This is a genomic window from Flavobacterium ardleyense (assembly GCF_042686085.1).
GTDB lineage: Bacteria > Bacteroidota > Bacteroidia > Flavobacteriales > Flavobacteriaceae > Flavobacterium > Flavobacterium ardleyense.
Genome location: NZ_JBHUOL010000022.1, coordinates 110,235 through 137,214, shown reverse-complemented (window position 1 = coordinate 137,214; position 26,980 = coordinate 110,235). Strand labels below are relative to the sequence as shown.

The window sequence follows — 26,980 nt, the reverse complement described above, 5'->3', positions numbered from 1 at the left end:
ATTAGCGCCTTAAATTCAGTAAAATGAACAAAACAGTCTCTATTTTTATTTTTTTATTTTTTAGTATTATAATGTACGCACAAGGAGGCGCGTCATCATGTGCTGAATTGGCTGCTAATCCACTAGCTTATCAATCATGTGCTACTAACGTTCCTTTTACCAGCGCAACAGGAAGTAATTCAGAACGCTACAGCACAAGCTGTATCCCTAATCGTTTTACTGCACCAACATGGTTTTTTATAGAAATTGACACTCCTGGAAATGTAGTTCTACAAATCAGTCAGGAGAATTTATCGGGCGTAGGCACTGATGTTGATTTTGTATTATGGGGACCTTTCAGAAATTTAGATAATATTTGTTCGCAACTAGATGAAAGAAAAGAAGTAGACTGCAGCTATTTGCCTGACGCAATTGAAACTGTAAGAATTCCTTATAGCAACTCGGGAGATTTATACATACTTGTGGTTGATAACTATTCTAGACAGCCTGGGAAAATTAGAATTTCTCAAACAGGAGGAAATGGAGCAACAAACTGCGACTTTTTATCATCTGTAAGTTTGCAAAACCCTGACAACTCACCTTTAACCGTACTAAACTATTGCAAGCCTGAAGTTAAAGAAATAGTAGCAAAAATTGATATTACTGACTTCCCCGGCGTACCAAGTAATTTAAGATTTAACTACACGTGGTTTAGAAATAATATTCAAATTAATGCTGTTTCTAATTCAACTTTGTCAAAAAACAGCTTAAACGTTAGTGATAGTGGTATCTATAAAGTAGTTACAACTGCATACGATATTACCGTAAATCCTACAGGAAATTTAACTGGCTTGCGAGTAAGTGAGGTTTCTACTAATTTGAAGTTCCATATAAAACCAGCTGTTCAAATCTCAAACGCTAATACGGTTTGTTTAACTGATAATCCGACATTAACTTCAACTATTACAAACAACACCGATTTAAATCCGTCAGTAGATATTTTAAGCTATCAGTGGTTTTTAAATAACAACCCTATTACTGGAGCTACGACGACATCATTCGCGCCGACGCAACCTGGTGACTACTACATCAAAGCAACAAACACACCTTGTTCTTCGACGGATTCAAATGTAATTCGAATCATTACAAATCCTAATGTTCAGATTTCTTCAGATCGTATTATTTGTGAAAGTGATTCTTTTACTATCACATCAACTAATGCAAATGCAAGTTTAAACAACACCCTAACTTATCAATGGTATAAAGATGGTGCGGTTATTGCTGGAGCCACGAATGCAACTTATACTGTAAATAGTTCTAATCAGAACTTAAACACACCATCACAATATTACTTAGAAACTACCGAACAAGGAACTTGTACAAATATTTCCAACACAGTTGAAATCACTATTAATGCTTTACCAATTGTAAATACTGTTTCAACAATTTTTGAACAATGTGATTATATTGACAATACACTTGATGGAATTGCTGAAACTAACTTGTCACAGCTGTACGATTATTTCACTAATTCTACAGCAGGATTAACTCTTAATTTCTACACTGACATAGCACTAACTCAACTTATAACTAATTCAACAAATTACTTAAACACTGCGTCTCCATTTTTACAGACTATTTATGTTAATCTTATCAACGAAAATTTAATTCCAAATTGCACTTCTTTAAATACAGGAAGTTTTGTGCTCCAAATTAATCCAACAAGCGTTGCAAATTATCCAGACATTCCTGCTATTTGTCCAGAACTTGGTCAAAATTATGGTTATATTGATTTTAATGCACATCGTATTCTAATAAAAAATACTTATTTCCCAAGTGCTGCTGTTGCTATTTCATTTCACTTAAACACGTCAGATGCATCAACAGGATTAAACGAGTTAACCAATTTAAGTCAAATACCAACAGGAACAACAACTGTATATACTCGCGTAATTTCAGCTGTATCTAAAAGTTGTGAAGGCATAGGAACTTTTGAAGTAATTGTTAATCAAGCTCCTGTTCAAAATGCTATTGAGAATGAGGAATTATGTTTATTAGAGAATTTCTTTTTAAACACTAAAGATGCAGAAGTTTTGCTTGGTCAAGATCCAACTGTAATTGTGTCTTATTTTAATAGCTTTGAAAACGCGAAGGATAATATAGCAATTATTAATAAAAATAACGCAAGCGCATTAACATTAGGCACTTCAACTATTTTCGCAAGATTATATGACACGCTCACCCAATGTTTATCGATTGTCTCTTTTGATTTAAATGTGTTTCCAAATCCAACAGCTGTAGCTCCTTCCCCAATTAAAATTTGTGGTGATGTAACAGCAACCTTTAATTTGAACGCAAGAATTAATCAAATTACTAACGGCAATACTAATTACCAAGTGTTGTATTATGCAAATAACGCTGATTTAATAGCTGGAACGCCAATTACAGATCCAGAAACATATACAAGCATTTCAACAACAATAATTTGTGAGGTAACAGATCCAACAAACAGTTCATGTAAAACACTAGTTGATCTAGAACTGATAGTTATGAGTTTTCCTGTGAGCAACAGCAATACAACACCGATAGAGATTTGTAATGATTCTGGATTTGACTATTTTGACTTAACTGTTAGAGAATTGGAATTAGCAGGTCCAACTCCAGTAGCTTCAATCGACTTTAAATATTATAAGGATTTATCCGAAGCGTTAGCAAGTGGAAGTATAAATCATATCGTTTCACCAAATAACTTCCGAAACACTACAGTTAATTTCCAGAAAATTTATGTAAAACTAAACAGCAAGACAAATATTGACAGTGAAACTGGACTGCCTTGTTTTAAGATTTTAGAAATAGACCTTTACGTTCGACCATTTCCTGAAAATAATCTTCTAGTAGAGCCTTACACTATATGTATTGATCAACAGAACAATATTACGTATCCTATAACGATCAAAACATCTTTAAACAGTACCGATTATACTTTTCAGTGGTACACGGATAATGACGCTACCAACGGTAATGAAATCATAGGTGAAACAAGTTCTTCATTTACAACGGCGAACGTTGGACTTTATTCAGTGAAAGTTACAAACATTTCCAATGCTGCAAATTGTGCATCGGTATTTAATTTCAGTACGAAAAATTCCGTTGTGCCTAATGTTGTAACAGTGACACCAAACGAATTAATCGCTTTTGGAGTTGAAAATACAATTGTAGCAAATGCTATTCCGGCTTCAACCGACTACCTGTATAGTATTGATGGTACAAATTTTCAAGAAAGTAATATATTTACTAACATTCCTCCAGGCGATTATACTTTAACTGCTACTAATAAATATGGCTGTGGAGATGTTAGTGATGCGTTTACAGTTATTGATTATCCTAAATTTTTCACGCCAAATGCTGATGGTTTTAATGACACTTGGAACATCAATATTAGTACAGCTTTAGACGTTGCACTTATTAGAATTTTCGATAGATATGGAAAACTAATTACAGTAATTACTCCAGATAACGAAGGCTGGAATGGAACTTTAAATAGCAAACCACTTCCTTCAACGGATTATTGGTTTACAATTGAGTACACAAAAAATAATATTAAAAAAGAATTTAGAGGACATTTTAGTTTGATAAGATAAATAGAAAACCTTCGCACTGCGGAGGTTTTTTTGTTTTACACGTATTAAGTCGTGCGCCGTTTATTTGCTACTGCAACTAACTTCCGTTCAAGGCAAAGCAATAATTTACAAATTGGGTGCGATGCGAAAATTGCTTAGTTTGAGGTTTCGATTATTATATAACTTATTTTCTAGCGCAAATTAATATATCGATCCTTACAATTGCAGTAAAAGTAATTGTTTAAATAATTCCAGCAACGATGTTATAAATAAATACAGAAAAAATAGTGAGGTAATAATTTACACTAACAAGGGAAGAAACCGTAACATAAAGGATTGCATTGAATGCTTAGTGAAACATATTTTCGCAAGCTTACTTTCGAAAATAATAATAAGTATGAATTTAATTTGCTTTCTGTTAAAAGCGAGAAGTAATTAAAACAAAAAACCCTCGCAATGCGAAGGTTTTTTTTCGTTGTATATTTTAAAAAATACTAGTAACGATCTCTTGAGTTGTTGTCTCTATTGAAACCACCTCTGTTTCCACCAGCGTTACGATCGAAGCTTCTTCTTTCGCCTTCTGGTTTCGGTTCAGATTTGTTAACAACGATTTTTCTACCTTCGATAGTTCCACCGTTTAATTCGTCGATTGCTTTCTGAGCTTCAGCGTCATTAGCCATTTCAACAAATCCAAATCCTTTACTTCTTCCTGTAAATTTATCCGAGATAATTTTAACTGATTCAACAGCTCCATACTCTTCAAAATAACCTCTTAAATCTGCTTCCTCTACACTGAAAGGAAGACTTCCTACAAAAATGTTCATCTATGAAAAATTTAATTCCCTACAAAGGTAAGTTATTAAATGTTGTAAAAAGCGTAAAGTTGAGTTTATTTTCCAAAAGCAGCCAAATTTGGCAAAATATTAACACTCAAAGGGTTAGTTTGATAAAGACAGTTCAAACTGCTTTCTCAAAGCTTAGAGAAGATCTATTCTAGCACTTCTAAAGCCTTAGCTATCAACTCATTTTTATATTTTAAAACATCGTCAATGCTATCTAATATATAGTCATTGCTGCCAATAGAAATCTTTTTTGAATGATCTGTAAATTTCAATTGACAAATAATTTTCTTTTGATTATCATCCAAGGTAATGTTAAAAACACTTTTCAAATCTTTGAAGCCAACTCTAGTACTCGGTATTTTCTTATTTTGAATTAATAAAGTTCTAATTGTATGATATGCTTGCATTTCATCATCGGTAGTAATAATTCCAGCAGATTTTGAATTAGTTTTAGTTTCATGCAATAAAATCTTATCTGCTAATGATTTGAATAAAGAAGAATTCATCAAATCTTTCATCTTTTCCTCATTATATTTTGTCTTGAAAGACATTTTCTTATGCATTAACTTTAGAAGTTCAGGAGATGGAGTTGCCATTTCTTTAAAAAACGTATTTTCAAAATCCTCTATAAAAACAGATTCTTGTGCTTTTAAAATAATCTTACTTATATCAATAACCCTAGCGTCAAAATCTAATAAATCCTCAATATCTTTTTCTGAATATTGCTCCAAATTGAAAACAAAAAATGGTTTGGAATCCATAGTATTTGTCAAAACTACATCTGAATAGAATCGGTATTCTTTTCCATTAGTTAAAATCGCAACTCTTGAATTTTTTGCGTTTTGAAAATAACCACTCAATTGTCCCGCCTCCTTATCAGTTAATTTACCATTCAACTTTTTACATTCAACAATTATAATATCTTTTCTATTAAGCTTGATAGCATAATCAACTTTATGACTAACTCTATCGCCAAAATCGGCTTCATATTCAGGTATTAAATCCTCTGTCGCATAATTTAACAACATAAAAAAAGGATCGATCAAAAACTTTTTTGTTTGAGCTTCATTAGCGCAATTCTCAGATTTTAATTTAAAATTATCTAACGTTTTCTTTAAAAGATTAAAGGCTTGTTTTCTATTTATTATAGACATAATTGAGAGTTTAGATACTTTCAAATGTAGCTTATTAAATTGAATATAAAACAAAAAAAAGACAACCTTTCGATTGTCTTTCATATAGTTAGGTTTTTTATTTACATACAACCAATCATTTCATAATACGAACGTTCAATTGCTTCTTGATGCGTAGGATGTGCAATTCGAACCAATTCTGTTACTCTTTGTTTTAATGTTTTACCGTATAAATCGGCAATTCCATTTTCCGTGATTATGTATTGCACGTGGGCTCTTGTTGTAACTACTCCTGCTCCTTGTTTTAAGAACGGAACAATTCTGCTTTCACCTCGTTTTGTAATAGAAGGTAAGGCAATAATTGCTTTTCCACCTTCACTCAATGAAGCACCACGAATGAAGTCCATTTGACCTCCCACTCCAGAATACATAGAACTTCCGATGGAATCCGCACAAACTTGTCCGGTTAAATCGACTTCAATTGCGGAATTTATAGAAACCATTCTTGGGTTTTTACGAATTCTTGCTGTATCGTTTACTATAGAAGATTCTTTCATTTCGATGAAGGGATTGTCATCTACGAAATCATACAAACGTTTTGAACCCATTAAAAAAGTAGCCAAAGCTCTTCCTCTTGAAGTTCCTTTATAATTACAATTGATTACGTCTTTTTCAATTAAGTCAATTACACCGTCTGAAAACATTTCGGTGTGAAGTCCTAAATCTTTATGATTTGTTAACTTACTCAAAGCGGCATTTGGAATAGACCCAATTCCCATTTGAAGTGTACTTTTATTTTCGATTAGCGAAGCAACGAAAGTTCCGATTTTTTCTTCCGTTTCTGTGAATGCTGCCAAATTATGGGCGTGAATTGGAACATCTGCTTCTACTAAATAATCGATTTCAGAAACGTGGATAATTCCATCACCAAAAGTTCTTGGCATATTTTTATTGACCTGAGCCACAACTATTTTTGCGTTTTCGATTGCCGCCACACTAGCTTCTACCGAAACTCCGAGAGAACAATAGCCGTGCTTGTCTGGTGGTGAAACGTGAATAAAAGCCACATCTAACAATAGCACTTTTTTACGAAACAAAAGAGGCAATTCACTTAAGAAAACTGGCGTGTAAGATCCGTTTCCTGCTTTTATAGTATGGCGCACGTTAGCACCAATAAAAAAGGAATTTACATGGAAACTTTCTCTTAATTCTGGATTAGCATAACGTGCTTCTCCTTCTGTATGTAAATGACATATTTCTACACCTCTAAGTTCTGATGCTCTGTCTGTTAATGCGTTTGTAAGAACTGTTGGTGTAGCCGCTGCTGCTTGCACATAAACTCTATCACCACTTTTAACTACTTGTACAGCTTCTGCTGCGGTAACATATTTTCCCATACCTACTGAAATTTATTCTTCAAAATTAACCCTAAATTTAAAGATAAAATATGACATTTCTCATCTTTACAGCGGTAATAAACAATTTTGATGAAAGAAATAACTTATAAAACACTAATCAATAAATGGCAAAGAGGAAGCAAATGCCCTAGCCCAGATGGTAGTGGCATCCTTTTTTTATACCCAGCATTTTGCAAATAAATGCTGGGTATAAAAAAGATAGAACGAAGAGCTGGAATAGCTTCTAAAAACAATCTAAAATTAGAATTTCTATAGCGTCAATTTTCTGTCCTTTTTAAAACAAACCGAAAAATAAAAAGAAAAAACCCAATGAAAGCATGAAAAAAAAATAAAAATGTACAGATTTTCTGTAATTGAAACTATAAACACACCAGTTACCTTTACAGAATAATATGCATATTCTATAAAATTAAACTCATGAAAAAATTAATTATCATACTTGCAGTATTTTTTACACTACAAAGCTGTAATGTTTATAAAGCTACAAACAGCAATGAATTAAAAGCAGGCAAGACATACAAAATGACTTACAACGACAAAGAGCTGAAAGCAAAATTTATGTCTGAAGACGATTCTAATGTTGTTTTCGCCACTAAAAAAGACACGATGAACCTGAAAAAAGATGATATTAAAAATCTGAAAATTAGAAAATTCTCAACTATTAAGACTATTGGTTTTGGAATACTAGTGGTTTGTGGAATTGCAGTTGCAGACTTTGTTATAGATCCAGGTACTGGAAAAGGAACTACTATGCAAAGCCCTAACTAAATTTAAATCTGACAGCAGAATTATTAGCTTTACCAGCATGTTGCAATTATTTTTAGGTTGCGTAAACAATGCTAATAAAACTTGAAATTGTGGCAAAAACAAATTTAAATCAACCATTAACTCTCTTTCTCAAAGCAAATAGTGACTATTTCTAAAGTAATTTAATCACTATGAAAAAGCAAATGCCCTAGCCCAGATGGTAGTGGCATCCTTTTTTTATACCCAGCAGTTTGCACAAAACTGCTGGGTATAAAAAAAGATAGAACGAACAGCTGGAAATAGCTCCTAAAAACGATATAAAATTGTATTTTTGCACTGAAATTTTATATTATGATTATAATTAAAACACTTGAAGAGATTGAATTGATGCGCGAAAGTGCTTTGATTGTTTCGAAGACTTTAGGAATGATTGCTAAGGAAATTAAGCCTGGCGTTACTACTTTATATTTAGACAAATTAGCAGAAGATTTTATACGATCACACGGTGCGGAACCTGGATTTTTAGGGATGTATGGCTTTCCAAACTCACTATGCATGAGTCCAAATACGCAGGTGGTTCACGGGATTCCGAATGCGACTGAATTGCAAGATGGCGATATTATTTCGGTAGATTGTGGTGCGTTGAAAAATGGTTTTTATGGCGATCACGCTTATACTTTTGAAGTAGGTGAAGTGGCGGAAGAAACGAAAAAGCTACTAAAAATTACGAAGGAATCGCTTTATGAAGGGATTCGTGCTACGAAAGTAGGAAATCGTACGGAAGATATTGGAAATGCGATTCAGGTATATTGTGAAGCGCATGGTTATGGCGTGGTTCGTGAATTATGCGGACACGGTTTAGGCAGAAAAATGCACGAAGACCCGGAAGTTCCAAATTATGGAAAGCGTGGACGTGGTAAAAAATTAGTAAACGGAATGGTTATCGCCATTGAGCCGATGATTAATTTAGGCACAAAAAACATCAAACAACACAAAGACGGCTGGACTATTACTACGGCTGACGGTAAACCAAGTGCGCATTTTGAACACAATGTGGCGATTGTAAACGGTAAACCCGAATTACTATCGACTTTCGCTTATATTTATGAAGCGTTGGGTATTATAAGTAATGAGGAAGATGGGTTGCGACAAAAAGCATTAATACTTTAATTAAACACGAATTTCACTAATTATCACTAATTATGAATGATTTAATTTATAAAGAGGAAGTATATGGAATAGTAGGTTTGTGTATGGAGGTTCATAATATTCTTGGAAAAGGACATAATGAAAAAGTATATGGAGATGCCTTAGAATTTGAATTTAAGTTAAATAATATTTAATATATTAGAGAGCAAAAATATACGATTGAATATAAAGGAATTCAATTACCAAGCTATTATTACTCAGATTTCACCGTACACAATAACATCATATTAGAGATCAAAGCCATACAAACTCTTACCTCAAGTGAAACCAAACAAGTATTAAATTATTTAGCAGCTTCTAAATGCAATTTAGGTTTACTAGTAAATTTTGGCGAAGACAGTTTAAAGTACAAAAGAATAATATTATAATAATTCGTGCTAATTCGTGAAATTAGTGTTTTAATAAATGAAGAAAATATTCAAGTTTATATTAAATACCATTCCTCGTCCGATTTTAATTCGAATGAGTATTGTGGTGCGTCCGGTTTTGGCTTTTTTGTTGAAAGGTGAACGTTTTACGGATCCAATTGATGGGAAAAGCTTTCGTATGTTTTTGCCTTATGGCTATGGAACGCAACGCAATAATGTATTATCGCCAAGTACGCTTTCGCTAGAGAGACATCGTTTGTTGTGGTTATATTTTCAAAACGAAACTGATTTTTTTACTGCACCAAAGAAAGTATTGCATTTTGCACCCGAACAAGAATTTTACAAACGTTTCAAGAAACAAAGCAATTTAGATTATACAACGACCGATTTATTTTCGCCATTGGCCGATGTGAAAGCGGATATTTGTAATTTGCCTTTTGAAGCTAATTCGTATGATATTATTTTATGTAATCACGTTTTAGAACATATTCCGGATGACACCAAAGCGATGCAAGAATTGTATCGCGTTTTGAAACCGGGTGGTATGGGAATTTTTCAGATCCCACAAGATTTATCACGTGAAGTTACTTTTGCAGATGATTCAATTACGGATGAAAAAGAGCGCGCTAAGATTTTTGGGCAATATGATCACGTTAGAGTTTATGGAAGAGATTACTTTGACAAATTAAGAAGCATAGGTTTTAAGGTGGATGAAGTTGATTACACGAAAACTATTGCACCTGAATTAGTAGAGAAATATTGTTTAGCAAAAGGGGAGATTATTCCGGTTTGCTATAAATAAATTTGTCATGAAGTTTTGAGGTTGTTTCTGGAGTTGCTAGAGATGCTACAATGAATTCAGCATGACAAAAGATCACTATAATTTACCTTGCAAGCTCAATCATTTTAGATACTGCTTTCGATGATGCAATGATCTCGCAGTTTCGACATAGCATTAAAAATAAAAAATCCCGTAATCTTTACAATTACGGGATTTTAACTTTATTTAATTTCTTTTATTCTTCTGGCATTAACATTCCAATTACTTTGTCTTTCGATAAGTATTTTTTAGCCACATCTTGAAGTTCTTTTACGGTTAAAGCATTAAGTTTTGCTTCAAACTGGAATACTTCTTCCGGATTAACATCTTCGGTATAAGCTCTCTTTAGAGTTGCCATCCAATATCTGTTTTCTTTTAAACTTTCTTTGTACTCAAGTCTTGAAGCTTCTTTAAATTTATCTAAATCTTTTTGCTCAGGACCTTTTTCAATTACTTTATTTAATTCGCGAAGTGCAGATTCTGTTAATTTTTCTGCATTTTCTGGACCACATGGGAAAGAAATTGTAAAGCTGTAACTTCCATTAGGCACTTTACTCATGCTTCCTCTTGCTCCTACTCCATAAACCCCACTTTCATTTTCTCTTAGCTCTTCAATAAGTTTAATAGTCAAAACTTCACCTAAGGCTTTAAGTGCGAAAGCTTCCTTTGCATCATATTTAGTATCACCATATATCATGATGTTTACGTTACTTTTTGGATCTTTTCCTTTATTAACCACTTTCTTATGTGATCCTTTCAACATTCTGTAACCTAAATCTATTGCTTTTTCTTTTTTAGCAACATCTGACGGTAATGAAGCTAAATACTTAGCCACATAAGCCTCTAATTGAGCTTCGTCAAAATTACCAACAAAATAGAAATTAAAGTCTGCAGCATTTGCAAAACGTTCTTTGTATTTCTTATAAGCTAAGTCATAATCTGCTTTGTCAAAATCTTCTGCTTTTGGAAAACCTGTATATCTAGGGTTTTCTTTATTTAGATAAGTGTAAAACTCATTAGAGAAATAAGTAGCTGGTTGTGACATCATATTACTCAAAAATCCTTTTTGCTTGGTTACAAATCCATTAAAAGCTTCTTTATCGAAATTTAAATCTGTAAAATAAGCGTGAGTCATTTGCATTAAATATTCTAAATCTTTAGGAGTTGAAGAACCATTAAGCCCTTCATTAATTCCGTAAACGAAAGGATTAACACGTGCAATTTTCCCTGTCATGAATTTATTAATATCATTTTTAGACATTCCTGAAAAACCTGCTTCTGATAAACCTCCCATTGCTAAAGAAACTTTCGCCATCTCTTCATTTGAGAATGTATTTGATCCACCAAAACTGATCGCTTCAAAAATCACTTCATCGTTTTTGAAATCAGTTTTCTTGTAAACAACTGTTGCGCCGTTAGAAAGTTTTAAAGTAGTAGTTCCTAATTTATCGTTTTTAACTTTTGAAGTAATTGTTCCTGCAACAACTGGGTTTCTAATTAAGCTTTGCGCCAAAGCCGTTTCTGCATAAGGTGTTAATTCATCTTTATTAACCGCCAGTGAATTTAACACTTCTGCTTCTGTAGCTTGTACCAATCCGTCTTTTTCAGGACCCGTTAAAATAACAACTCTGTTGTCTTCTTTTAAATATTTTGCAATTAAAACATTGGTATCTTCAACGCTAATTGTTGGCAACATTTTTTTAATTGCATCGAAAGTCCATTCTATACTTGGAATAGGCTCTTGAGTTAAGAAATTACCTTGATATTCTGATACGAAGTTTTCAGACTCGCTATTATTTCTTTCGTTATATTGTCTTTCAAATTGCGATAAAAAAGAAGCTTTTGCTCGATCTAATTCTGCTTCGCTAAAACCAAACTGTTTTACACGCTCGTTTTCTTTTACTAAAACTTTAAGCGCTTCCACTTGTTTGTCTTGCGCAACCATCGCAAACGATTGAAATGCTCCTTTTGTACGGGCAAAAGTACTTCCATGATAGGTATAACCATAGTTAAAAGGAGGATTTGGGCTGTTTTGTAATTCGGCTAATCTATTATTTAGCATAGTAGCGAATAAACCTTCTGAAATATATTCTTTGAAGTCACCAATTGTAACTACTTTCTTTGGTGCATCATAATCTTTATACATCAATTGCACTTGAGCGTAAGGCGTTTCTTTGTCCGACTCAATTGCAATTAAAGTTTCTTTATGGTTTGGAACTTCGTAAAGTTTACGTGGTTTTTCGTTTTTTGGATTTTTATATTTACTGAAATGTGCTATGATTTTCTTCTCCATTTCGGCAACATCAATATCACCAACAACAATAACCGCCATTAAATTAGGACGATACCAGTCTTTGTAGAAACTAGTTAATTTATCATGTGTGAAATTTTCTAAAACTTCTTTTTGTCCGATAGGAAGACGTTTAGCATAAACCGAATTGTACATCATTTTAGGCATAAAACGACCCATCATTCTTTTGCTTGCTCCTAATCCGATACGGTATTCTTCTAAAACTACTCCTCTTTCTTTATCTATCTCTTCGGGAGTTAGTGTAGTATTGAATGCCCAATCTTCTAATATTTGAAATCCTTTCTCTAGTTTTTCACTATCGTCTGCGGGTATTGGTAAGAAGTAAACTGTTTCATCAAAACTAGTGTAAGCGTTTAAATGCTGACCAAATTTTACACCTATGCTTTGTAGGTAATTGACTAATTCATTCTTAGGAAATCGTTTTGTTCCATTAAAACACATGTGCTCCATAAAGTGCGCTAAACCTTGCTGTTCATCGCTTTCCAAGATAGAACCTGCATTTACAACTAAGCGCAAATCTACTTTATCTTCTGGTTTTGCGTTTTTACGAATGTAATAAGTTAGGCCATTTTTCAACTTCCCAATCTTCACATTTGGATCCGTTGGAATGCGATTGTCTAGCTTCAAATCTTGCGCAAAAAATAGTGCAGGCACTAAAAGCAAGAATGAAACGGCAATTGTAATTGTCTTCATATAAATTGATTTTTGTTTCTATAAAATTATTAGTATAACTCTAAAAACAACTACTTATTATATAATTTTTAACAATTAAATTCCTATTTAGAATTACTTTGAATTAATTCACTGAAATTATCCGTTATAAATTGTTGCATTTCATTGTGCGAATCGGAGTACAAAAGCATCACGTATAACTCAGGATGCGCTTGAAGAAACAATTTACTTTCCTCTAAACTCATCAGCATAAAAGCTGTTGCATAACCATCTGCAATTCCAGCTGATTTAGACAATATAGTTGCGCTTAATATATTACTTTTTTGTGCTAATCCTGTTTTCGGATTGATAATATGAACAAATTTTTCACCTGATTCTTCATCAGTAATTACTTTACGGTAATTTCCTGAAGTTGCCATTCCTAAATTCTCCAAATTTACTTTTGCAATTAACGTGCGTTCTTCTGGTTTCTGAAGCGGATTATCGATTCCTACAATCCAATTTTTATTTTCAATTGTATTCTTTCCAAAAGCGTATAACTCACCTCCTATTTCTACAATAGCATTTTCAATTCCTTTAGACTTCATAAAATCAACTGCAACATCCACAGAATAACCTTGCGCAATTGCATTAAAATCGATATAAATATCTTTATGTTGTTTTGAAACGGTGTTGTCCGCATTTATTCTTACTTTATCAAAGCCCACATATTGCAATAAACTATCAATCTGTTTTGAGGTTGGGTTTTGGCGTGTTTTATTCGGGCCGAAACCATAAGCATTTACTAAAACGCCAATTGTAGGATCAAATAACCCTTTTGTTGCTTTATAAATTTCGTCTGAAATCTCCCAGTTCTTGATAAATAAATCATCAACTACAACTGTTGTATCTCCCGAGTTGATTTTGGATATTTTCGAGTCGTTGCGATACGTTGAAAGCGACATATCAAATGCTAACAATAAAGAGTCGATTTGTCTTTTTGAAACCAGTTCTTCTTTTGCAATGTATTTTATGGCATAAGTTGTCCCTTGTGCTTCTCCTTGAATGGTATGAAATTTAGGTTCGTTTTTACAAGAAACCATTAGTAAAGCGATAACTAGAATGCTACAATATTTCTGTAATTCCTTCATAATTCATTATATAATCTTGATTTTTAAAAATTGGGCTTTCGTAATCTTGAGCATTAGCGAAGCCTATCCCAGCATATAAAACTTTCGCATTTTTGGTTTTGGCGTGTTCTTTAAAAGTTTCCATAAAAACCGTATCGTATTCCGCCGGATTATTAGGATAAGTAACCGCCTGAACCATTACAAAATGCAATGTATTTGTGGGTTTGTCTACGCAAACAAATTGGGGATGTTTCTTTAATTGACTGTTTACCGCAAGGAATTCAAACCCGTGATTTTCGAGTTCTTTCCCCACATGATTCATCGCCAGATTATGTAAGTCTTGTTGTGATAATTCTTCCATGATGCAAAGGTATTAAAATTGGAAATAGAACGATTGAAAATCATAAAATCTTAAGACTTTATTATTATATTTATCATTTTGATTTCGCAGTTTAAATTTAAAAACTATAAATTCCCTAAAAATAAAAATCATCCAAATCGCTAATATTTACAACTTCTTCATGTTAAAGTATGATACTTTCAAAGTAAAACACTTAATGGATTCAACATAAAATTAAAATTACATTTTGTTAAAATTGAACAAGCAACGAATTTTTTTTGTAGGTTGCGCCTCAGAAGTGTAGCTTTTCAATAGAGAATTTATTACTAAAACAATTATATCTAGAAATAATAACAGAAGGACTTAGCAGACATACTTGGTTTGAGCACTACCAATAGTAGCGCTTTTATTTTTTGAAACATAATAAAAATCGAGTTAAGTTTTAACACATTATCACTAATAATTTCAAAGTATGAGAAAAATCGGACTTGTTATTATATTACTATTTTTAAGTAATCTTACATTTTCCCAAAATCTAAAAGTTAGTTATTTTGAAAACAGCACAATTAATTTAGAAAATTTAAAAAAAACTCCAGAATACTTACAGTTTCTGTACGAGAAAAATACTTTTATTTTCAATTTAGAATACAGCAATGGAATTACTCATTATAAAAACGATGATTTTTCTAAATTAGGTATCAAAAATGAAGAGTTTTTCAAGGAAGAAAAAAACGGAGATGAAGACGAAATGGGTAACAAAACTATAAATACTGGAACTTTAGTTGATTATAAAAGTTTTTTACTAGCAAAGGAAAAGGAATATTATAAAGACTTCAAAAAAAATACAATGCTTTGCTTAATTGGCGGAAGTACAAATGGAACACAAATAGTAGATAAACCTTTTGAATGGAATTGGGAAATAACAGACGATACAAAAAAAATTTCAGGATATACTTGTAAAAAGGCGATATCAAAATTGATGGGATTGCACTTTGAAGCCTGGTATAGTGATGAGATTCCTGTTAATGCTGGTCCGGAAAAATACGATGGTTTACCAGGCCTAATATTGTATGTAAAAACACCTGGTTTAGAAATTATAGCAAATTCTATTACTTTCACAAAAGAGGCTAAAGCAATTGAAGCGCCCATATTTAAAGGAAAAACATATACATTCCTAGAAGCATTGGGGAAATAATCTTGACATTTTTTAATAACGCAAGCCATAAATGAAAACTATTTATTTAGTACTAAGCTTATACTTATTTACTCCATCTCTTTTTAGTCAAAAAATAACTGGTACTTTAAAGGACTCTTTAAATAATCCTATTTCATTCGCGACACTTCAACTTCTTACTAATAAAGAAAAAAAAATTGTGTCTTATACGCAATCAAATGCTGATGGTGTCTTTTTTTTAGAAACAAAAGGAAACGCTTTTCCTATGACAATTAAAGTTTCTCACATAACTTTTGAAACTTTAGAAAAAACAATTAATACTACTGAAGTTTTAAATCTAAAGCTGAAAACCAGAGTCAGCATCCTCCAAGACGTTATTGTTGAAGGAAAGCTTTTTGATGTAGAAGAAAAACAAGACAGCCTAATTTATAACTTAAATAAATTGCTTAATGGGTCTGAGTTGTTGCTAAAGGATGTTATTGCAAAATTGCCTGGACTTTCAATTGACGCCAATGGAAAAATAAGACATAACGGAAGTATTATCGATCATCTTTTAATAGACGGCGACGAGTTTTTCCAAGAAAATCACCAAATAGCGACTGAAAATTTAACATCCGAAATGATTAAGAATATAGTTTTACTAAAAAATTATCAGGACTTTTCATCTATTAAAGGATTTGAGTACAGCGGAAAAAGTGCGTTAAACATTAGCATTAAAGATGAATTTAAAGAACATTACAAAGGCAACGTTGCTATAGAATCGGGTTTAAAGGAGCGTTATGGACTAAATAATAACTTGTACAATTTTGGCAAAATAAACAAATTTAATCTACTAACAAATTCGAATAACTTAAATAAAACCATCTTCAATCTGTCAGATTATTTGGAGATGCGTAATGTCACGGGTAAGAAAACCATCGAAGAACAGTTTTCAAATGGTAACTTTAGTTCTACTGACAATGATTTACCACCTTTCTTATTTTCGACAGATAATATTAACACAATAGATTTACAAAATGCTACGCTTCATTTTAGTAAGAAGTTAAACAAAAAAGAGCGAGTAGAGCTAATCTCAATTTTTAATCAAACGAGACAAACTGAAAAAACTGACAGCTTTCAAAGTTATTTCGACAACACCAATACAAATGCTGTTAATAGCGAAGAAATTCGAGGTAAATCGTTGTACAATTCAAACGTATTTAAATATGAAAATAAGTTTAATGAGAATACTTACTTAAAACTAAACTCCTATTTTTTAAAAAGTATAGATCATCAAAATGAAAATCTTTCTAATCTATTACTATCAAATCAAACAGAAAAAGAGTTTATAAATAGTTCAAAACTAAACAGCACAAAATTTGGTCTTAACACCTATTTTAAAAATAAATTTTCCGCCAAAGTTCTATTTGAAAGCACTTTTTTTTACGACTACATGACAACCAATACTTTAAAACATTTTAATTCAAACCTAGTGTTTGATTGGTTTAATCATGATAAAAACAACTTTAATCAAGGTAATAAAATAGATTGGATGAGTTTTGGCGCCCAAGCAAAAGCAACGCTACAATTAACAAAAGGAGGAATATCCTTCAAACTACTATCTTTTGTAGAAAACGAAACTATTGAAAACCAAAACTCAATAGGAACCGATTATACTTTTCTAGATAGATTTATTAAAACTGAAAACAATTTCGACATAAAATACAACTCGAATTACTTCAATCAAAAGCTAAATTATTCTATTGGATTAAACTTAAACAATAACAAATATACTTTGAGCTCTAAATTTGCCGAACAAATTAACGTTGCTTTGCCTTATGCTAGCATATCTTACAAACTTAATACTAAAACAACAGTATCGACGAGCTATAGAACATCCCTTGCATCATTTTCATCTCTTATGTTTTTAAGAAACAACTCTATAAACAACTACAGAACGCAAACATTAGGCAACAATTTAGTACCAAAAAAGAATATTACAAATACATACAACGTTAGCTTATCCTATATTGATATCAAAAAAAATCTATATTCCATACTCAGTATTTCCCACAACAATATTTCAAAAGCACTAGGGAAAACTTTTACCAACAATACTTTTGAAACATCGCAACAGTTCAATTATTTAGAAAACCAACATTCCAGTTCATTGATCTATAGTTTGGAAAAAAAGTTATACAAAATGCCATATGGTTTGAAGTTTAGCTCAATTAACACTGGCATACAAAATAATTTATTTTTAAATGGTGAAAAAAGCAATAACACTATACTTCAGAATCAAGTTACATTTGGATTAAAATCATACTTTAAAAACAGTTACTTCAATTTTAATGCAGGAGTTGAATATTTAGCTTCGAGCACAACAAATAAAATACAAAACTCGGTTAACAAAGGTAAGCTAGCAACCTACAGTCCTTTTCTGAATATTGATGGACTTATTTTGAACAAAAGAATAAATTGGTCGATAAATTCCAATTATTATTATTTTCAATCTGACTTGTTCGCTAATACTGACGTTATCGATATCGGTTTTAATGTTATCTATAAACTTAGTGCTAATTTAAAATGCAATATTCACGCTAGCAATATACTAAACGTTAGAGATAATAATCAAAAAAACTCCATTCTAATCGATCCCGTCTTTGTACAACAAAATCGTATGAATACTTTATCAGGATTTTTGAATTTAGGACTTCAATATACTTATTAAATAAAAAAACAACGCTACGTTAAACCACTAGGTACTACGTAGAATCGCTATAAATCTAGCTATACAATTTATAGCTTTATATTAATAATTAAGCATAAAAAAACCGACTCATTTCTGAATCGGTTAAGATACTTTAACTTTAATTTACTTATGTTTACTCGTAAAGTGATTTAGCAAAATTACGCCTTTAAGTAGCGTGAGTAAGCATATCCTTCTTCTCCTTTACTGTTTTTAACCTTCCACCATTCATCAGATGTTTGATCTACTAAGACAACAAACTCGCCTTTTGCAGCTTTACCAACTATTGCACCTTCTGTCGATGGTTCTTTTCTAATATTTAAATTACTTTTTTCTGTCGCAACTGTTAATGCTGTTCCAACTGCAAGACCTGCAACCTGAACATTGATATTGATGTCACTCGCAGAATAAGAAGGATCTAATTCGCCGAGCGCATTCCAAATAGCATCTTTTGCTTCGTTTTTGGTAGAAGTTCCTGCAATATATAGTATACCTTCTTGCTCCGTAATAGTTAATTTACTTATCGCAGCCGCCTCAGCAGCCGCTACAACACTTTTATATTTTTCTTGTAATGTCATTGTTTTAATTTATTTAGTGTAGTTATAATTCACCTTTCCAACTTGTAAAGCATCGATAGACATTTTGATATTTCTAGCTTGCTCTGGAGTAGCTTTACCCGTTATTGTCAATTCGCCATCCACCACTTCAGCTTTCACATTTGGATAATCTTTTAATGCATCAGCAACTTTTTGCACAACATCTGGAGCAACAGGTGAAACCGTCTCAACAACTGGGGTTTCTACTTCTGGAGTAACAACTTCTATTGGAGTTTCCACTGGCGGTTCAACAACTTTCTTTTTACAAGAAACAAATCCTATCGACATTATAAGGGCAACTGCCGCAATTTTAAAAAATCTTTTCATAGTTTGAGAAATTAATTATGGTTAATTATCTAAATTTAGTAATAATATTTTACGGAAACTTTCTTTTAGCTGAAAAATATATATATTTTATTATTTCATTAACGTTTTCACAAGATTAATTCCAATAAAAAAACCGACTCATTTCTGAATCGGTTTTGATATATAAACATTGGATTATCCTCCAAAATCGTCAAAACGAATATTTTCTGGATCCATCCCGAAGTCTTCACCCATTTTCTGAACAGCTTTGTTCATCATTGGTGGACCACAGAAGTATAATTCCATATCCTCTGGATTTTCGTGCTTAGATAAGTAGTTATCAATTACCACATTGTGGATGAAACCTACGAATCCGTCACCTTCTCCATCAACACCATCTTTAACTTTCCAGTTATCTTCAGGTTGTGGTTCTGATAATGCTAAGTAGAATTTAAAGTTAGGGAAATCTTTCTCTAAAGCTCTAAAATGTTCTGTGTAGAACAATTCACGCTTAGAACGACCACCATACCAATAAGTTACTTTTCTTCCTGTTTTAACTGTACGGAATAAGTGATACAAGTGCGAACGCATTGGCGCCATACCTGCTCCACCACCCACATACAACATTTCTGCTTCTGATTCATTGATAAAGAATTCACCGTAAGGTCCAGAAACAACTACAGGATCTCCAGTTTTTCTTGAGAAAACGTAAGATGATGCAATTCCTGGGTTTACTTTTGCCCAGTCGTTAATAGCTCTATCAAATGGAGGTGTTGCTACACGTACATTCAACATAATTTTTCTTCCTTCTGCAGGATAAGAAGCCATTGAGTAAGCTCTTTCAACCAATTCGTCATTTTTCATAACTAACGGCCATAATTTGAACTTATCCCATTCCGCTTTGAACTTTTCAGGATCACCAGGATGTTCTTCTGGATGCGCTGTAATATCCATATCTGTAAATTTTACTTCACATTTAGGAATTTCAATTTGGATATATCCACCTGCTTCGTAATGCATATCATCTGGTAACTCAACAATAAATTCTTTAATAAAAGAAGCTACGTTATAGTTAGAGAATACTTTTGCCTCGAATTTTTTAATTCCAAAAATTTCTTCTGGAACTTCAATTACCATGTCTTGTTTTACTTTAACCTGGCAACCTAATCTCCAACCTTGTGCTAATTCTTTACGCGAAAAGTTAGGTATTTCTGTTGGTAATGGTTCACCACCACCTTCTAATACAATACATTTACACTGTAAACAAGTACCACCACCACCACAAGCTGATGGTAAGAAGATTTTACTATTACTTAAAGTTGTTAAAAGAGTATCACCTCCGTTTACTTCAACTTCATTGTCTCCGTTAATTTTAATCTTTACCGCACCTGAGTTTACTAATTTCGATTTAGCATACAATAGCATAAATACCATTATTAAAATCAGTGCTAAGAAAGCTAAAATCGAATATGTAATTAATTCAAACATAATTTCAATTTTTAAATATTATACTATTATTCAATTGCATTGATTGGTTCTTGCTCAGCAGCAATTGACTCTATTTGAAGTGAATCAACTGAAGAAGTTTCAATTTCCGTACGCGCTGGTGGCGGTGGAACTACAACTGTTTCTTGAGGTTTAGCGTTTAATGCGTTAAGGTCAATTCCACCAAAACTCATAAAACCGATAGCCATTAATCCTGTTAGAATAAATGTAATACCAAGACCTCTCAAAGGTGCTAACACATTTGAATATTGCATTTTTTCTCTGATCGCTGCTAATGCTACAATAGCAATTAACCAACCTAAACCAGATGAAAGTCCAAAAGTTATTACATGTCCAATATTTTCATAAGTTCCTGTATCTACACGCAATTGCATAAATAATGAACCTCCTAAAATTGCACAGTTTACAGCGATAAGCGGTAAGAAAATACCTAAGGAATTATATAAAGATGGTGAGAATTTCTCAATAATCATCTCTACTAACTGTACTAAAGTTGCTACAACGGCGATGTAGATAATAAGATTTAAAAAACTTAAATCAATCTCCGCTAAAGAGGAATCTAACCATGATAAAGCACCTGCTTCTAAAACATATTTATAAATTAAATAGTTTAAAGGAACTGTAATTACTTGAACAAATGTAACAGCGATACCTAATCCAATAGCCGTGGATACTTTTTTAGATACAGCCAAGTAAGAACACATTCCTAAGAAGTATGCAAACACCATGTTTTCTATAAACATGGATTTTAAAAATATATTGATATATTCAAACATAGCTATTATTTTTTCTCAATTAATTTTTTATTTACGCTTCTTTGCACCCAAATAATAAGACCCACTGTAATCAGTGCCATTGGAGCTAATAACATAAATCCGTTGTTTACATAACCATGAGCGTAAGCACCAGTTTTTTCTACAGAATTTCCTAAAACTTCAATTCCGAATAATTTCCCTGAACCTAATAATTCTCTGAAAAATGCTACAATGATCAAAATAATTCCATAACCTAAACCGTTTCCGATTCCGTCTAAGAATGATTTCCATGGTGTGTTTGCCAAAGCAAATGCCTCTAAACGCCCCATTACAATACAGTTAGTAATAATTAATCCTACGAAAACTGAAAGTTGTTTACTTACATCGTAAGCATAGGCTTTCAAGATTTGGTCAACTAAAATAACTAATAAAGCTACTACTACTAATTGAACGATAATACGAATACGATTCGGAATTAAATTTCTAATTAATGATACAATAACGTTACTTAATGCAATAACCGCAGTTACTGAAAGCGCCATTACAAGCGCGTTTTTCATCTGAACTGTTACTGCTAAAGCCGAACAAATTCCCAATACCTGAACCGTTACCGGGTTATCATCATTGAAGGGATTTGTAATTAATTTTATATTACTTTTTGAAAATAATCCTTCTTTATTGTTTTCTGCCATGACGATTATTTTTTATTAGATTTTAAATACTTTTCATAAGGTTTTAAACCTCTCACTAACATTTCTGAAACTCCGTCTCCAGTTAAAGTTGCTCCTGAAATAGCATCAACTTCACCATCAGCTTTGTCTTTTCCGCCCTTATATCCTTTAACAACTTTTAAGCCTTGTAGGTTACCATTAGCATCAAAAACACTTTCGCCGATAAAACTATTTTGAAAATAATCTTGCGTAATTTCTCCTCCTAAACCTGGAGTTTCTGATTTGTGATCAAACACAATACCATCCACTTTCAAATTTTCATCAACAGAAACATAAGCCCAAATAGCATCCCATAATCCCATTCCTCTTACAGGAATAACGTAGAATTTTTTACCATCTTTTTCTGCATTAAAAATTGGAAATTTTCCTTTTTCTTTTGCAATATCTAATGTAAAAGCATCTTTGCCAATTTCGTTTCCGTCTTTGTCAAAAACTACTTCACTAGTGATGTGTTTTTTATAAGCTTCTTCAGAATCATTTCTTTCTACAGCTACTCCAAATGATTTTAGAATATACTGCATTTTCTCTTTCTTTACGTTTGCTTCCTGATTTGGTTTAAGTGCAGATGATGCAAAAGCCAAAGCTGATGCTACTACCACTACCATTATAATCGCAAACAAAAACGTATATCCGTTACTTTCTCTATTCATGACTATGCAGATTTTAATTGTTTAGACTTCTCTAATCTTTTCTTTCTTCTGTTTACGTTTCCGTTTACAACGAAGTGATCAATAGTAGGAGCTAATGCATTCATTAATAAAATTGACAACATTATTCCTTCTGGGTAAGCCGGATTGAAAATTCTAATCGTCATCGCGAAGAATCCGATTAAGACACCGTATATTAGTTTCCCTGTATCTGTTTGTGCCGCAGAAACTGGATCAGTTGCCATAAACACAATACCAAATGCAAAACCACCTACAATTAAATGATCAGTCCATTGGAAGTCCATTATAGTAGTGATTCCAACAGCATTAAACATCAAAGCAGTTAAAGCTGCTCCAATTACTCCAGAAAGCATAATTTTCCAACTACCAACACCTGTTGCGATTAGTATTAATGCACCAATCAATATAGCTAATGTTGAAGTTTCTGCAACGGAACCTGGAATAAATCCTAAGAACATATCCATTGAAGAATATGCTACTTCTTTACCGTTTGCTAAGGCTCCTAAAATTGTTTCTCCTGAAATTGCATCTGTAGTTGTAGCTTCACTAACCCAAATTTTATCTCCCGACATAAATAAAGGATAAGCAAAGAATGCAAAGGCACGCGCTAATAAAGCAGGATTGAAAATATTCATTCCTGTTCCTCCAAAAGCTTCTTTACCAATTACAACAGAGAAAATTACTGAAACTGCCAACATCCATAAAGGAAGGTCAATAGGCATAATCATTGGAATCAATAATCCAGTTACCAAGTAACCTTCGTTAACTTCGTGTCCTCTCCAAATTGCGAAAGCAAACTCAATACCTAAACCTACTGCATAAGATACAATAATCATAGGTAATATTTTCCACAATCCGTGTAAGAAAACATCCATAAACGGAGGTAAAACACCATCATTTAATTGAATAAAATGCTGATAACCTCCATTATAAATTCCAAAAAGTAATGCTGGAAGTAAAGCTAAAACCACAGTAATCATGGTTCTTTTTAAATCGACAGCATCTCTGATGTGTGCTCCATGCTTTGTAGTATGATTAGGTACATATAAAAATGTGTCTAAAGCATTAATAGCTGGTGCATATTTTTCAAATTTCTGCCCTTTCTCAAAAGGCTTTCTAATTTGGTCTAATTTATTTCTTAAAAACTTCATAGCTTATCCTACTTCTTTAATCATTAAATCAAGAGCTCCACGAATAATTTCCTGAGCTTCTAATTTAGAGGTGTTAGTATAATCAATTAAAGCGAAATCTTCTGGAGCCACTTCGTATATACCTAGTTCTTCCATTTTATCAATATCGCCAGCCATACAAGCTTTCAATAATTGCATAGGAAAAATATCTAAAGGCATCACATCTTCCATTTCACCAGTTACAACTAAAGCTCTTTCTTCTCCATTTAAGTTCGTTGTAGGCGCGTATTTTTTACCTGGCATTAACCAAGATAATCCAGTTCTTGAAGCCGTATGAATACTTGGCGCTGCAAATGGCATCCATCCAAACATTCTATATACATTTCCTTCAGGAATAACCGTTACTGTATTGCTGTAAAAACCAACATATCCGTCAGCACTTACTTTTTTACCAGTTAGAACATCTCCAGTGATAATTCTTACATTATCTCCTTTGATTTTATGATCAACTAAACTCGCAATTGGCGCTCCTTGAATAACATTATAATATTGTGCATCTTTCACCTCAGAACCTGCTAAAGCAACTGTTCTTGTAGCGTTAAATTTACCTGTTAAAAACAATTCTCCAATTTTAGCAACATCTTGTGGGGCAACAGTCCAAACTCTTTCACCTGCATTTATTGGGTCAATTTTTGAAATTTGAACACCAACATTCCCAGAAGGATGTGGACCATAAACTTGATGTACAGAAACTCCCTTGATATCAGAAAAAATTGATTTTCCTTTTCCTTTTGCAGAAAGATGAACTTTACCAGTAGTCAATTTCGCAAGAGCATTTACTCCTGCCTGAAAAGCCTCTAATTTGTGTTCCAAAACAAACTCGACATCAGCAGCCAAAGGCGCCGTTGCATAAGTTGAAATGAAAATAGCTTTTGGCGTATCAGCTGCACTAGCAATCACATCATAAGGACGTTGATTGATAAAAGGCCAACATCCAGAAGCTAACAAATGTGCTTTTACTTCTTCCGTTGATAAATCAGTTGGGTTTTTCTTGCTATGCTCTACGAAAACATCCTGTGAATCAGCAATAATAAGAATTTCTAAGATCACTCTTTTCTCACCACGCTTAATCTCTTGGATTTTTCCGCTTACTGGGGATACAAACTTAACTCTCTCATCTGCTTTAGAATAGAAAATTACCTCTCCAGCTTTAACGTTCTCGCCTTCCTTTACGACCATCTTTGGAGTAACTCCATGAAAATCAGAAGGTTTAACAGCATAGACTTTCGAGCGAGTGATATCAGAAACTTTCTTTTCCGCTTCACCCTTCAGCTTAAGGTCTAGACCTTTTTTAATTCGAATGTCTTTTGACATATTTTTGAAGATATGATTGTTAAAAAATTACTATAAAACATGCAAATTTAATCATTTACAATCTAGGATACCAAAAATAAAGGTCACGACTTCTCCTATTTATAAAGATTCTAAATTAAACTTTGGTATTATAATTGTGTTTTGATAAAATTGACTAAAAGTTTTATTATTTTTACGAATTATAACACAACCAAATGAACAAAATAATCACTATATCCATTCTATTTTTTGTGAATTTTCTCTTTGCACAACAAGAATTAGAAAAAGAGCCACCGTTTAACATTAAAACCATTTCATTTGTTGTTAATGGAAATAACGTAATCCCCTTTTTTAAACTAGGAGACCCCTTCGAATTGCAGTTTGATGATTTATTTGGCAACGAAGCAGATTACTATTATGACATCAAACAATACAATTACAATTGGTCTGCTCCTACTGATTTATCCAAAGCAGAATATCTAGACGGAATGGACAATCAACGAATTATCACTTACGACAATTCGTTCAATACTTTGCAGATGTACTCACATTACAGACAAGGCTTTCCTAATCAATTGAATCAAATTACAAAAAGTGGCAATTATTTATTTAGCATTTTAAACGATGATCGTGAAGTGGTGTTTTCACGAAAAGTAATTATCTACGAAGAAGAAGTAAATGTCGGTCTGTTAGTCCGAAGATCTAGGGATTTTGGAGGATTAGACACCAAGCAAAACATAGAAATGAAAATCAATTATGGAGATAAAATATTGCAAAACCCAATTCAAAATGTAAAAGTTACTTTATTTAAAAATGGGAATTGGAAAACAAGCATTTCAAACATCAAACCACAATACACATTAGGATCTGAGCTGATTTACCGCTATAATGAAGAAACGCAGTTCTGGGGCGGTAATGAATCTTACACAATTGACAATAAAATCATCAGGACTACGAACAACACCGTAGCAAAAGTAACTTCTGGAGAAAATATTTACAACACTTATTTATACACAAACACACCACGAAAAAACCAACCTTACACTTATTTTCCAGACATAAATGGTAATTTTTTCATTACCAATGCGAATGTTCAAAATGCGGCAATTGAAGCCGATTATTCTTGGGTATATTTCGCGTTAGAAGCGCCAACTTTTACCGAAGGAGCCATTTACATTGCCGGAATGTTTACTAATTATGCACTTACCGATGACTTTAGAATGGAATACAATAGAAAAACAGGTTTGCATGAAAAAGCCATTTTAATGAAACAGGGTTTTACTAATTTCGAGTACATATTAACAGACAAAAAAAGGAATATCGATTTTGAAAATGCAATTGATGGTAATTTTTACCAGACCGAAAACAATTATACTGCAATTATATATTACAAAGGAAACAGTGACAGATATGATAGGGTTATTGGAATTGCTAATACAAATAGTGAAGTCATTCGCAATTAATT

21 protein-coding genes and 1 pseudogene are annotated in these 26,980 nt (G+C 32.7%); 8 read left to right on the top strand and 14 right to left on the bottom strand.

Features of this window, described 5'->3' with window-relative positions:
* Window positions 1–23 precede the first annotated feature (23 nt).
* Window positions 24–3,620, top strand: a complete 3,597-nt coding sequence (locus ACFSX9_RS14465; protein WP_379808934.1) for a T9SS type B sorting domain-containing protein — start codon at window positions 24–26, stop codon at window positions 3,618–3,620.
* A gap of 473 nt (window positions 3,621–4,093) precedes the next feature.
* Here the strand turns inward: ACFSX9_RS14465 and ACFSX9_RS14460 are convergent, their stop codons facing one another.
* The 3 genes from ACFSX9_RS14460 to ACFSX9_RS14450 all read right to left on the bottom strand — a co-directional run bounded on the left by ACFSX9_RS14460 (window position 4,094) and on the right by ACFSX9_RS14450 (window position 6,971).
* Window positions 4,094–4,423, bottom strand: a complete 330-nt coding sequence (locus ACFSX9_RS14460) for an RNA recognition motif domain-containing protein (protein ID WP_322549753.1) — start codon at window positions 4,421–4,423, stop codon at window positions 4,094–4,096.
* Window positions 4,424–4,587: 164 nt separating this feature from the next.
* Window positions 4,588–5,595, bottom strand: a complete 1,008-nt coding sequence (locus tag ACFSX9_RS14455) for a type I restriction enzyme HsdR N-terminal domain-containing protein (RefSeq protein WP_379808932.1) — start codon at window positions 5,593–5,595, stop codon at window positions 4,588–4,590.
* 101 nt (window positions 5,596–5,696) lie between these two features.
* Window positions 5,697–6,971, bottom strand: a complete 1,275-nt coding sequence (locus ACFSX9_RS14450) for an acetyl-CoA hydrolase/transferase family protein (RefSeq protein WP_379808930.1) — start codon at window positions 6,969–6,971, stop codon at window positions 5,697–5,699.
* Between the two features lie 438 nt (window positions 6,972–7,409).
* Here ACFSX9_RS14450 and ACFSX9_RS14445 point away from each other — a divergent pair, with 438 nt between their 5' ends.
* From ACFSX9_RS14445 to ACFSX9_RS14430, 4 genes and pseudogenes are all read left to right on the top strand, one after another.
* Window positions 7,410–7,760 (top strand): hypothetical protein, encoded by a 351-nt coding sequence (locus ACFSX9_RS14445; RefSeq protein WP_379808928.1) that lies wholly within the window; start codon window positions 7,410–7,412, stop codon window positions 7,758–7,760.
* Between the two features lie 330 nt (window positions 7,761–8,090).
* Window positions 8,091–8,909: a type I methionyl aminopeptidase gene (gene map, locus ACFSX9_RS14440; protein WP_379808926.1), complete on the top strand. Its 819-nt coding sequence runs from the start codon at window positions 8,091–8,093 to the stop codon at window positions 8,907–8,909.
* 32 nt (window positions 8,910–8,941) lie between these two features.
* A pseudogene (locus ACFSX9_RS14435) lies at window positions 8,942–9,316 on the top strand (GxxExxY protein).
* Window positions 9,317–9,353: 37 nt separating this feature from the next.
* Window positions 9,354–10,118 carry a class I SAM-dependent methyltransferase gene (locus ACFSX9_RS14430; RefSeq protein WP_379808924.1) on the top strand — a complete coding sequence of 255 codons (765 nt, stop codon included), beginning with the start codon at window positions 9,354–9,356 and terminating at the stop codon, window positions 10,116–10,118.
* Window positions 10,119–10,332: 214 nt separating this feature from the next.
* Here the strand turns inward: ACFSX9_RS14430 and ACFSX9_RS14425 are convergent, their stop codons facing one another.
* The 3 genes from ACFSX9_RS14425 to ACFSX9_RS14415 all read right to left on the bottom strand — a co-directional run bounded on the left by ACFSX9_RS14425 (window position 10,333) and on the right by ACFSX9_RS14415 (window position 14,589).
* Window positions 10,333–13,140 (bottom strand): M16 family metallopeptidase, encoded by a 2,808-nt coding sequence (locus ACFSX9_RS14425; protein ID WP_379808922.1) that lies wholly within the window; start codon window positions 13,138–13,140, stop codon window positions 10,333–10,335.
* 83 nt (window positions 13,141–13,223) lie between these two features.
* Window positions 13,224–14,249: an FAD:protein FMN transferase gene (locus ACFSX9_RS14420; RefSeq protein WP_379808920.1), complete on the bottom strand. Its 1,026-nt coding sequence runs from the start codon at window positions 14,247–14,249 to the stop codon at window positions 13,224–13,226.
* Entirely contained in the window at window positions 14,224–14,589 is a 366-nt protein-coding gene (locus tag ACFSX9_RS14415; protein WP_379808918.1) for a Na(+)-translocating NADH-quinone reductase subunit F, read from the bottom strand. The genes ACFSX9_RS14420 and ACFSX9_RS14415 overlap by 26 nt, the downstream gene beginning before the upstream one ends.
* Window positions 14,590–15,040: 451 nt before the next feature.
* Between ACFSX9_RS14415 and ACFSX9_RS14410 the strand changes: the two genes are divergently transcribed.
* Both ACFSX9_RS14410 and ACFSX9_RS14405 read left to right on the top strand, forming a co-directional pair.
* Window positions 15,041–15,763, top strand: a complete 723-nt coding sequence (locus ACFSX9_RS14410; RefSeq protein ID WP_379808916.1) for a GLPGLI family protein — start codon at window positions 15,041–15,043, stop codon at window positions 15,761–15,763.
* Window positions 15,764–15,794: 31 nt separating this feature from the next.
* Window positions 15,795–18,452 carry a hypothetical protein gene (locus ACFSX9_RS14405; protein ID WP_379808914.1) on the top strand — a complete coding sequence of 886 codons (2,658 nt, stop codon included), beginning with the start codon at window positions 15,795–15,797 and terminating at the stop codon, window positions 18,450–18,452.
* Window positions 18,453–18,631: 179 nt separating this feature from the next.
* On the opposite strand, the gene ACFSX9_RS14400 is transcribed toward ACFSX9_RS14405, so the two are convergent.
* From ACFSX9_RS14400 to ACFSX9_RS14365, 8 genes are all read right to left on the bottom strand, one after another.
* Entirely contained in the window at window positions 18,632–19,048 is a 417-nt protein-coding gene (locus ACFSX9_RS14400) for an SH3 domain-containing protein (RefSeq protein WP_379808912.1), read from the bottom strand.
* A gap of 9 nt (window positions 19,049–19,057) precedes the next feature.
* Entirely contained in the window at window positions 19,058–19,393 is a 336-nt protein-coding gene (locus ACFSX9_RS14395) for a hypothetical protein (RefSeq protein WP_379808910.1), read from the bottom strand.
* Window positions 19,394–19,567: 174 nt separating this feature from the next.
* Window positions 19,568–20,860 (bottom strand): NADH:ubiquinone reductase (Na(+)-transporting) subunit F, encoded by a 1,293-nt coding sequence (gene nqrF / locus ACFSX9_RS14390; RefSeq protein WP_379808908.1) that lies wholly within the window; start codon window positions 20,858–20,860, stop codon window positions 19,568–19,570.
* 26 nt (window positions 20,861–20,886) lie between these two features.
* Window positions 20,887–21,654, bottom strand: a complete 768-nt coding sequence (gene nqrE, locus ACFSX9_RS14385; RefSeq protein ID WP_379808906.1) for an NADH:ubiquinone reductase (Na(+)-transporting) subunit E — start codon at window positions 21,652–21,654, stop codon at window positions 20,887–20,889.
* Between the two features lie 5 nt (window positions 21,655–21,659).
* Window positions 21,660–22,325: an NADH:ubiquinone reductase (Na(+)-transporting) subunit D gene (locus ACFSX9_RS14380; protein WP_379808904.1), complete on the bottom strand. Its 666-nt coding sequence runs from the start codon at window positions 22,323–22,325 to the stop codon at window positions 21,660–21,662.
* Between the two features lie 5 nt (window positions 22,326–22,330).
* Complete coding sequence (locus ACFSX9_RS14375; protein WP_379808902.1) at window positions 22,331–23,014, bottom strand: FMN-binding protein; 684 nt, start codon at window positions 23,012–23,014, stop codon at window positions 22,331–22,333.
* Between the two features lie 2 nt (window positions 23,015–23,016).
* Window positions 23,017–24,183, bottom strand: coding sequence for an NADH:ubiquinone reductase (Na(+)-transporting) subunit B (locus ACFSX9_RS14370; protein WP_379808900.1), 1,167 nt, complete (start codon window positions 24,181–24,183; stop codon window positions 23,017–23,019).
* 3 nt (window positions 24,184–24,186) lie between these two features.
* Entirely contained in the window at window positions 24,187–25,536 is a 1,350-nt protein-coding gene (locus tag ACFSX9_RS14365) for a Na(+)-translocating NADH-quinone reductase subunit A (RefSeq protein WP_379808898.1), read from the bottom strand.
* 194 nt (window positions 25,537–25,730) lie between these two features.
* Between ACFSX9_RS14365 and ACFSX9_RS14360 the strand changes: the two genes are divergently transcribed.
* Window positions 25,731–26,978 (top strand): type IX secretion system plug protein, encoded by a 1,248-nt coding sequence (locus ACFSX9_RS14360; RefSeq protein ID WP_379808896.1) that lies wholly within the window; start codon window positions 25,731–25,733, stop codon window positions 26,976–26,978.
* Window positions 26,979–26,980: the final 2 nt, after the last annotated feature.

Excerpts from the sequence above, each read along its gene's own strand:
- nqrF (WP_379808908.1), bottom strand. The coding sequence starts at position 20,860 with ATGTTTGAATTAATTACATATTCGATTTTAGCTTTCTTAGCACTGATT.
- ACFSX9_RS14415 (WP_379808918.1), bottom strand. The coding sequence starts at position 14,589 with ATGGAAGAATTATCACAACAAGACTTACATAATCTGGCGATGAATCAT.
- ACFSX9_RS14365 (WP_379808898.1), bottom strand. The coding sequence starts at position 25,536 with ATGTCAAAAGACATTCGAATTAAAAAAGGTCTAGACCTTAAGCTGAAG.
- ACFSX9_RS14465 (WP_379808934.1), top strand. The coding sequence starts at position 24 with ATGAACAAAACAGTCTCTATTTTTATTTTTTTATTTTTTAGTATTATA.
- ACFSX9_RS14400 (WP_379808912.1), bottom strand. The coding sequence starts at position 19,048 with ATGACATTACAAGAAAAATATAAAAGTGTTGTAGCGGCTGCTGAGGCG.
- ACFSX9_RS14410 (WP_379808916.1), top strand. The coding sequence starts at position 15,041 with ATGAGAAAAATCGGACTTGTTATTATATTACTATTTTTAAGTAATCTT.
- ACFSX9_RS14380 (WP_379808904.1), bottom strand. The coding sequence starts at position 22,325 with ATGGCAGAAAACAATAAAGAAGGATTATTTTCAAAAAGTAATATAAAA.
- ACFSX9_RS14430 (WP_379808924.1), top strand. The coding sequence starts at position 9,354 with ATGAAGAAAATATTCAAGTTTATATTAAATACCATTCCTCGTCCGATT.
- ACFSX9_RS14460 (WP_322549753.1), bottom strand. The coding sequence starts at position 4,423 with ATGAACATTTTTGTAGGAAGTCTTCCTTTCAGTGTAGAGGAAGCAGAT.
- ACFSX9_RS14360 (WP_379808896.1), top strand. The coding sequence starts at position 25,731 with ATGAACAAAATAATCACTATATCCATTCTATTTTTTGTGAATTTTCTC.
- ACFSX9_RS14450 (WP_379808930.1), bottom strand. The coding sequence starts at position 6,971 with ATGGGAAAATATGTTACCGCAGCAGAAGCTGTACAAGTAGTTAAAAGT.
- nqrE (WP_379808906.1), bottom strand. The coding sequence starts at position 21,654 with ATGTTTGAATATATCAATATATTTTTAAAATCCATGTTTATAGAAAAC.
- ACFSX9_RS14420 (WP_379808920.1), bottom strand. The coding sequence starts at position 14,249 with ATGAAGGAATTACAGAAATATTGTAGCATTCTAGTTATCGCTTTACTA.
- ACFSX9_RS14375 (WP_379808902.1), bottom strand. The coding sequence starts at position 23,014 with ATGAATAGAGAAAGTAACGGATATACGTTTTTGTTTGCGATTATAATG.
- ACFSX9_RS14370 (WP_379808900.1), bottom strand. The coding sequence starts at position 24,183 with ATGAAGTTTTTAAGAAATAAATTAGACCAAATTAGAAAGCCTTTTGAG.
- ACFSX9_RS14425 (WP_379808922.1), bottom strand. The coding sequence starts at position 13,140 with ATGAAGACAATTACAATTGCCGTTTCATTCTTGCTTTTAGTGCCTGCA.
- ACFSX9_RS14445 (WP_379808928.1), top strand. The coding sequence starts at position 7,410 with ATGAAAAAATTAATTATCATACTTGCAGTATTTTTTACACTACAAAGC.
- ACFSX9_RS14405 (WP_379808914.1), top strand. The coding sequence starts at position 15,795 with ATGAAAACTATTTATTTAGTACTAAGCTTATACTTATTTACTCCATCT.
- ACFSX9_RS14395 (WP_379808910.1), bottom strand. The coding sequence starts at position 19,393 with ATGAAAAGATTTTTTAAAATTGCGGCAGTTGCCCTTATAATGTCGATA.
- map (WP_379808926.1), top strand. The coding sequence starts at position 8,091 with ATGATTATAATTAAAACACTTGAAGAGATTGAATTGATGCGCGAAAGT.
- ACFSX9_RS14455 (WP_379808932.1), bottom strand. The coding sequence starts at position 5,595 with ATGTCTATAATAAATAGAAAACAAGCCTTTAATCTTTTAAAGAAAACG.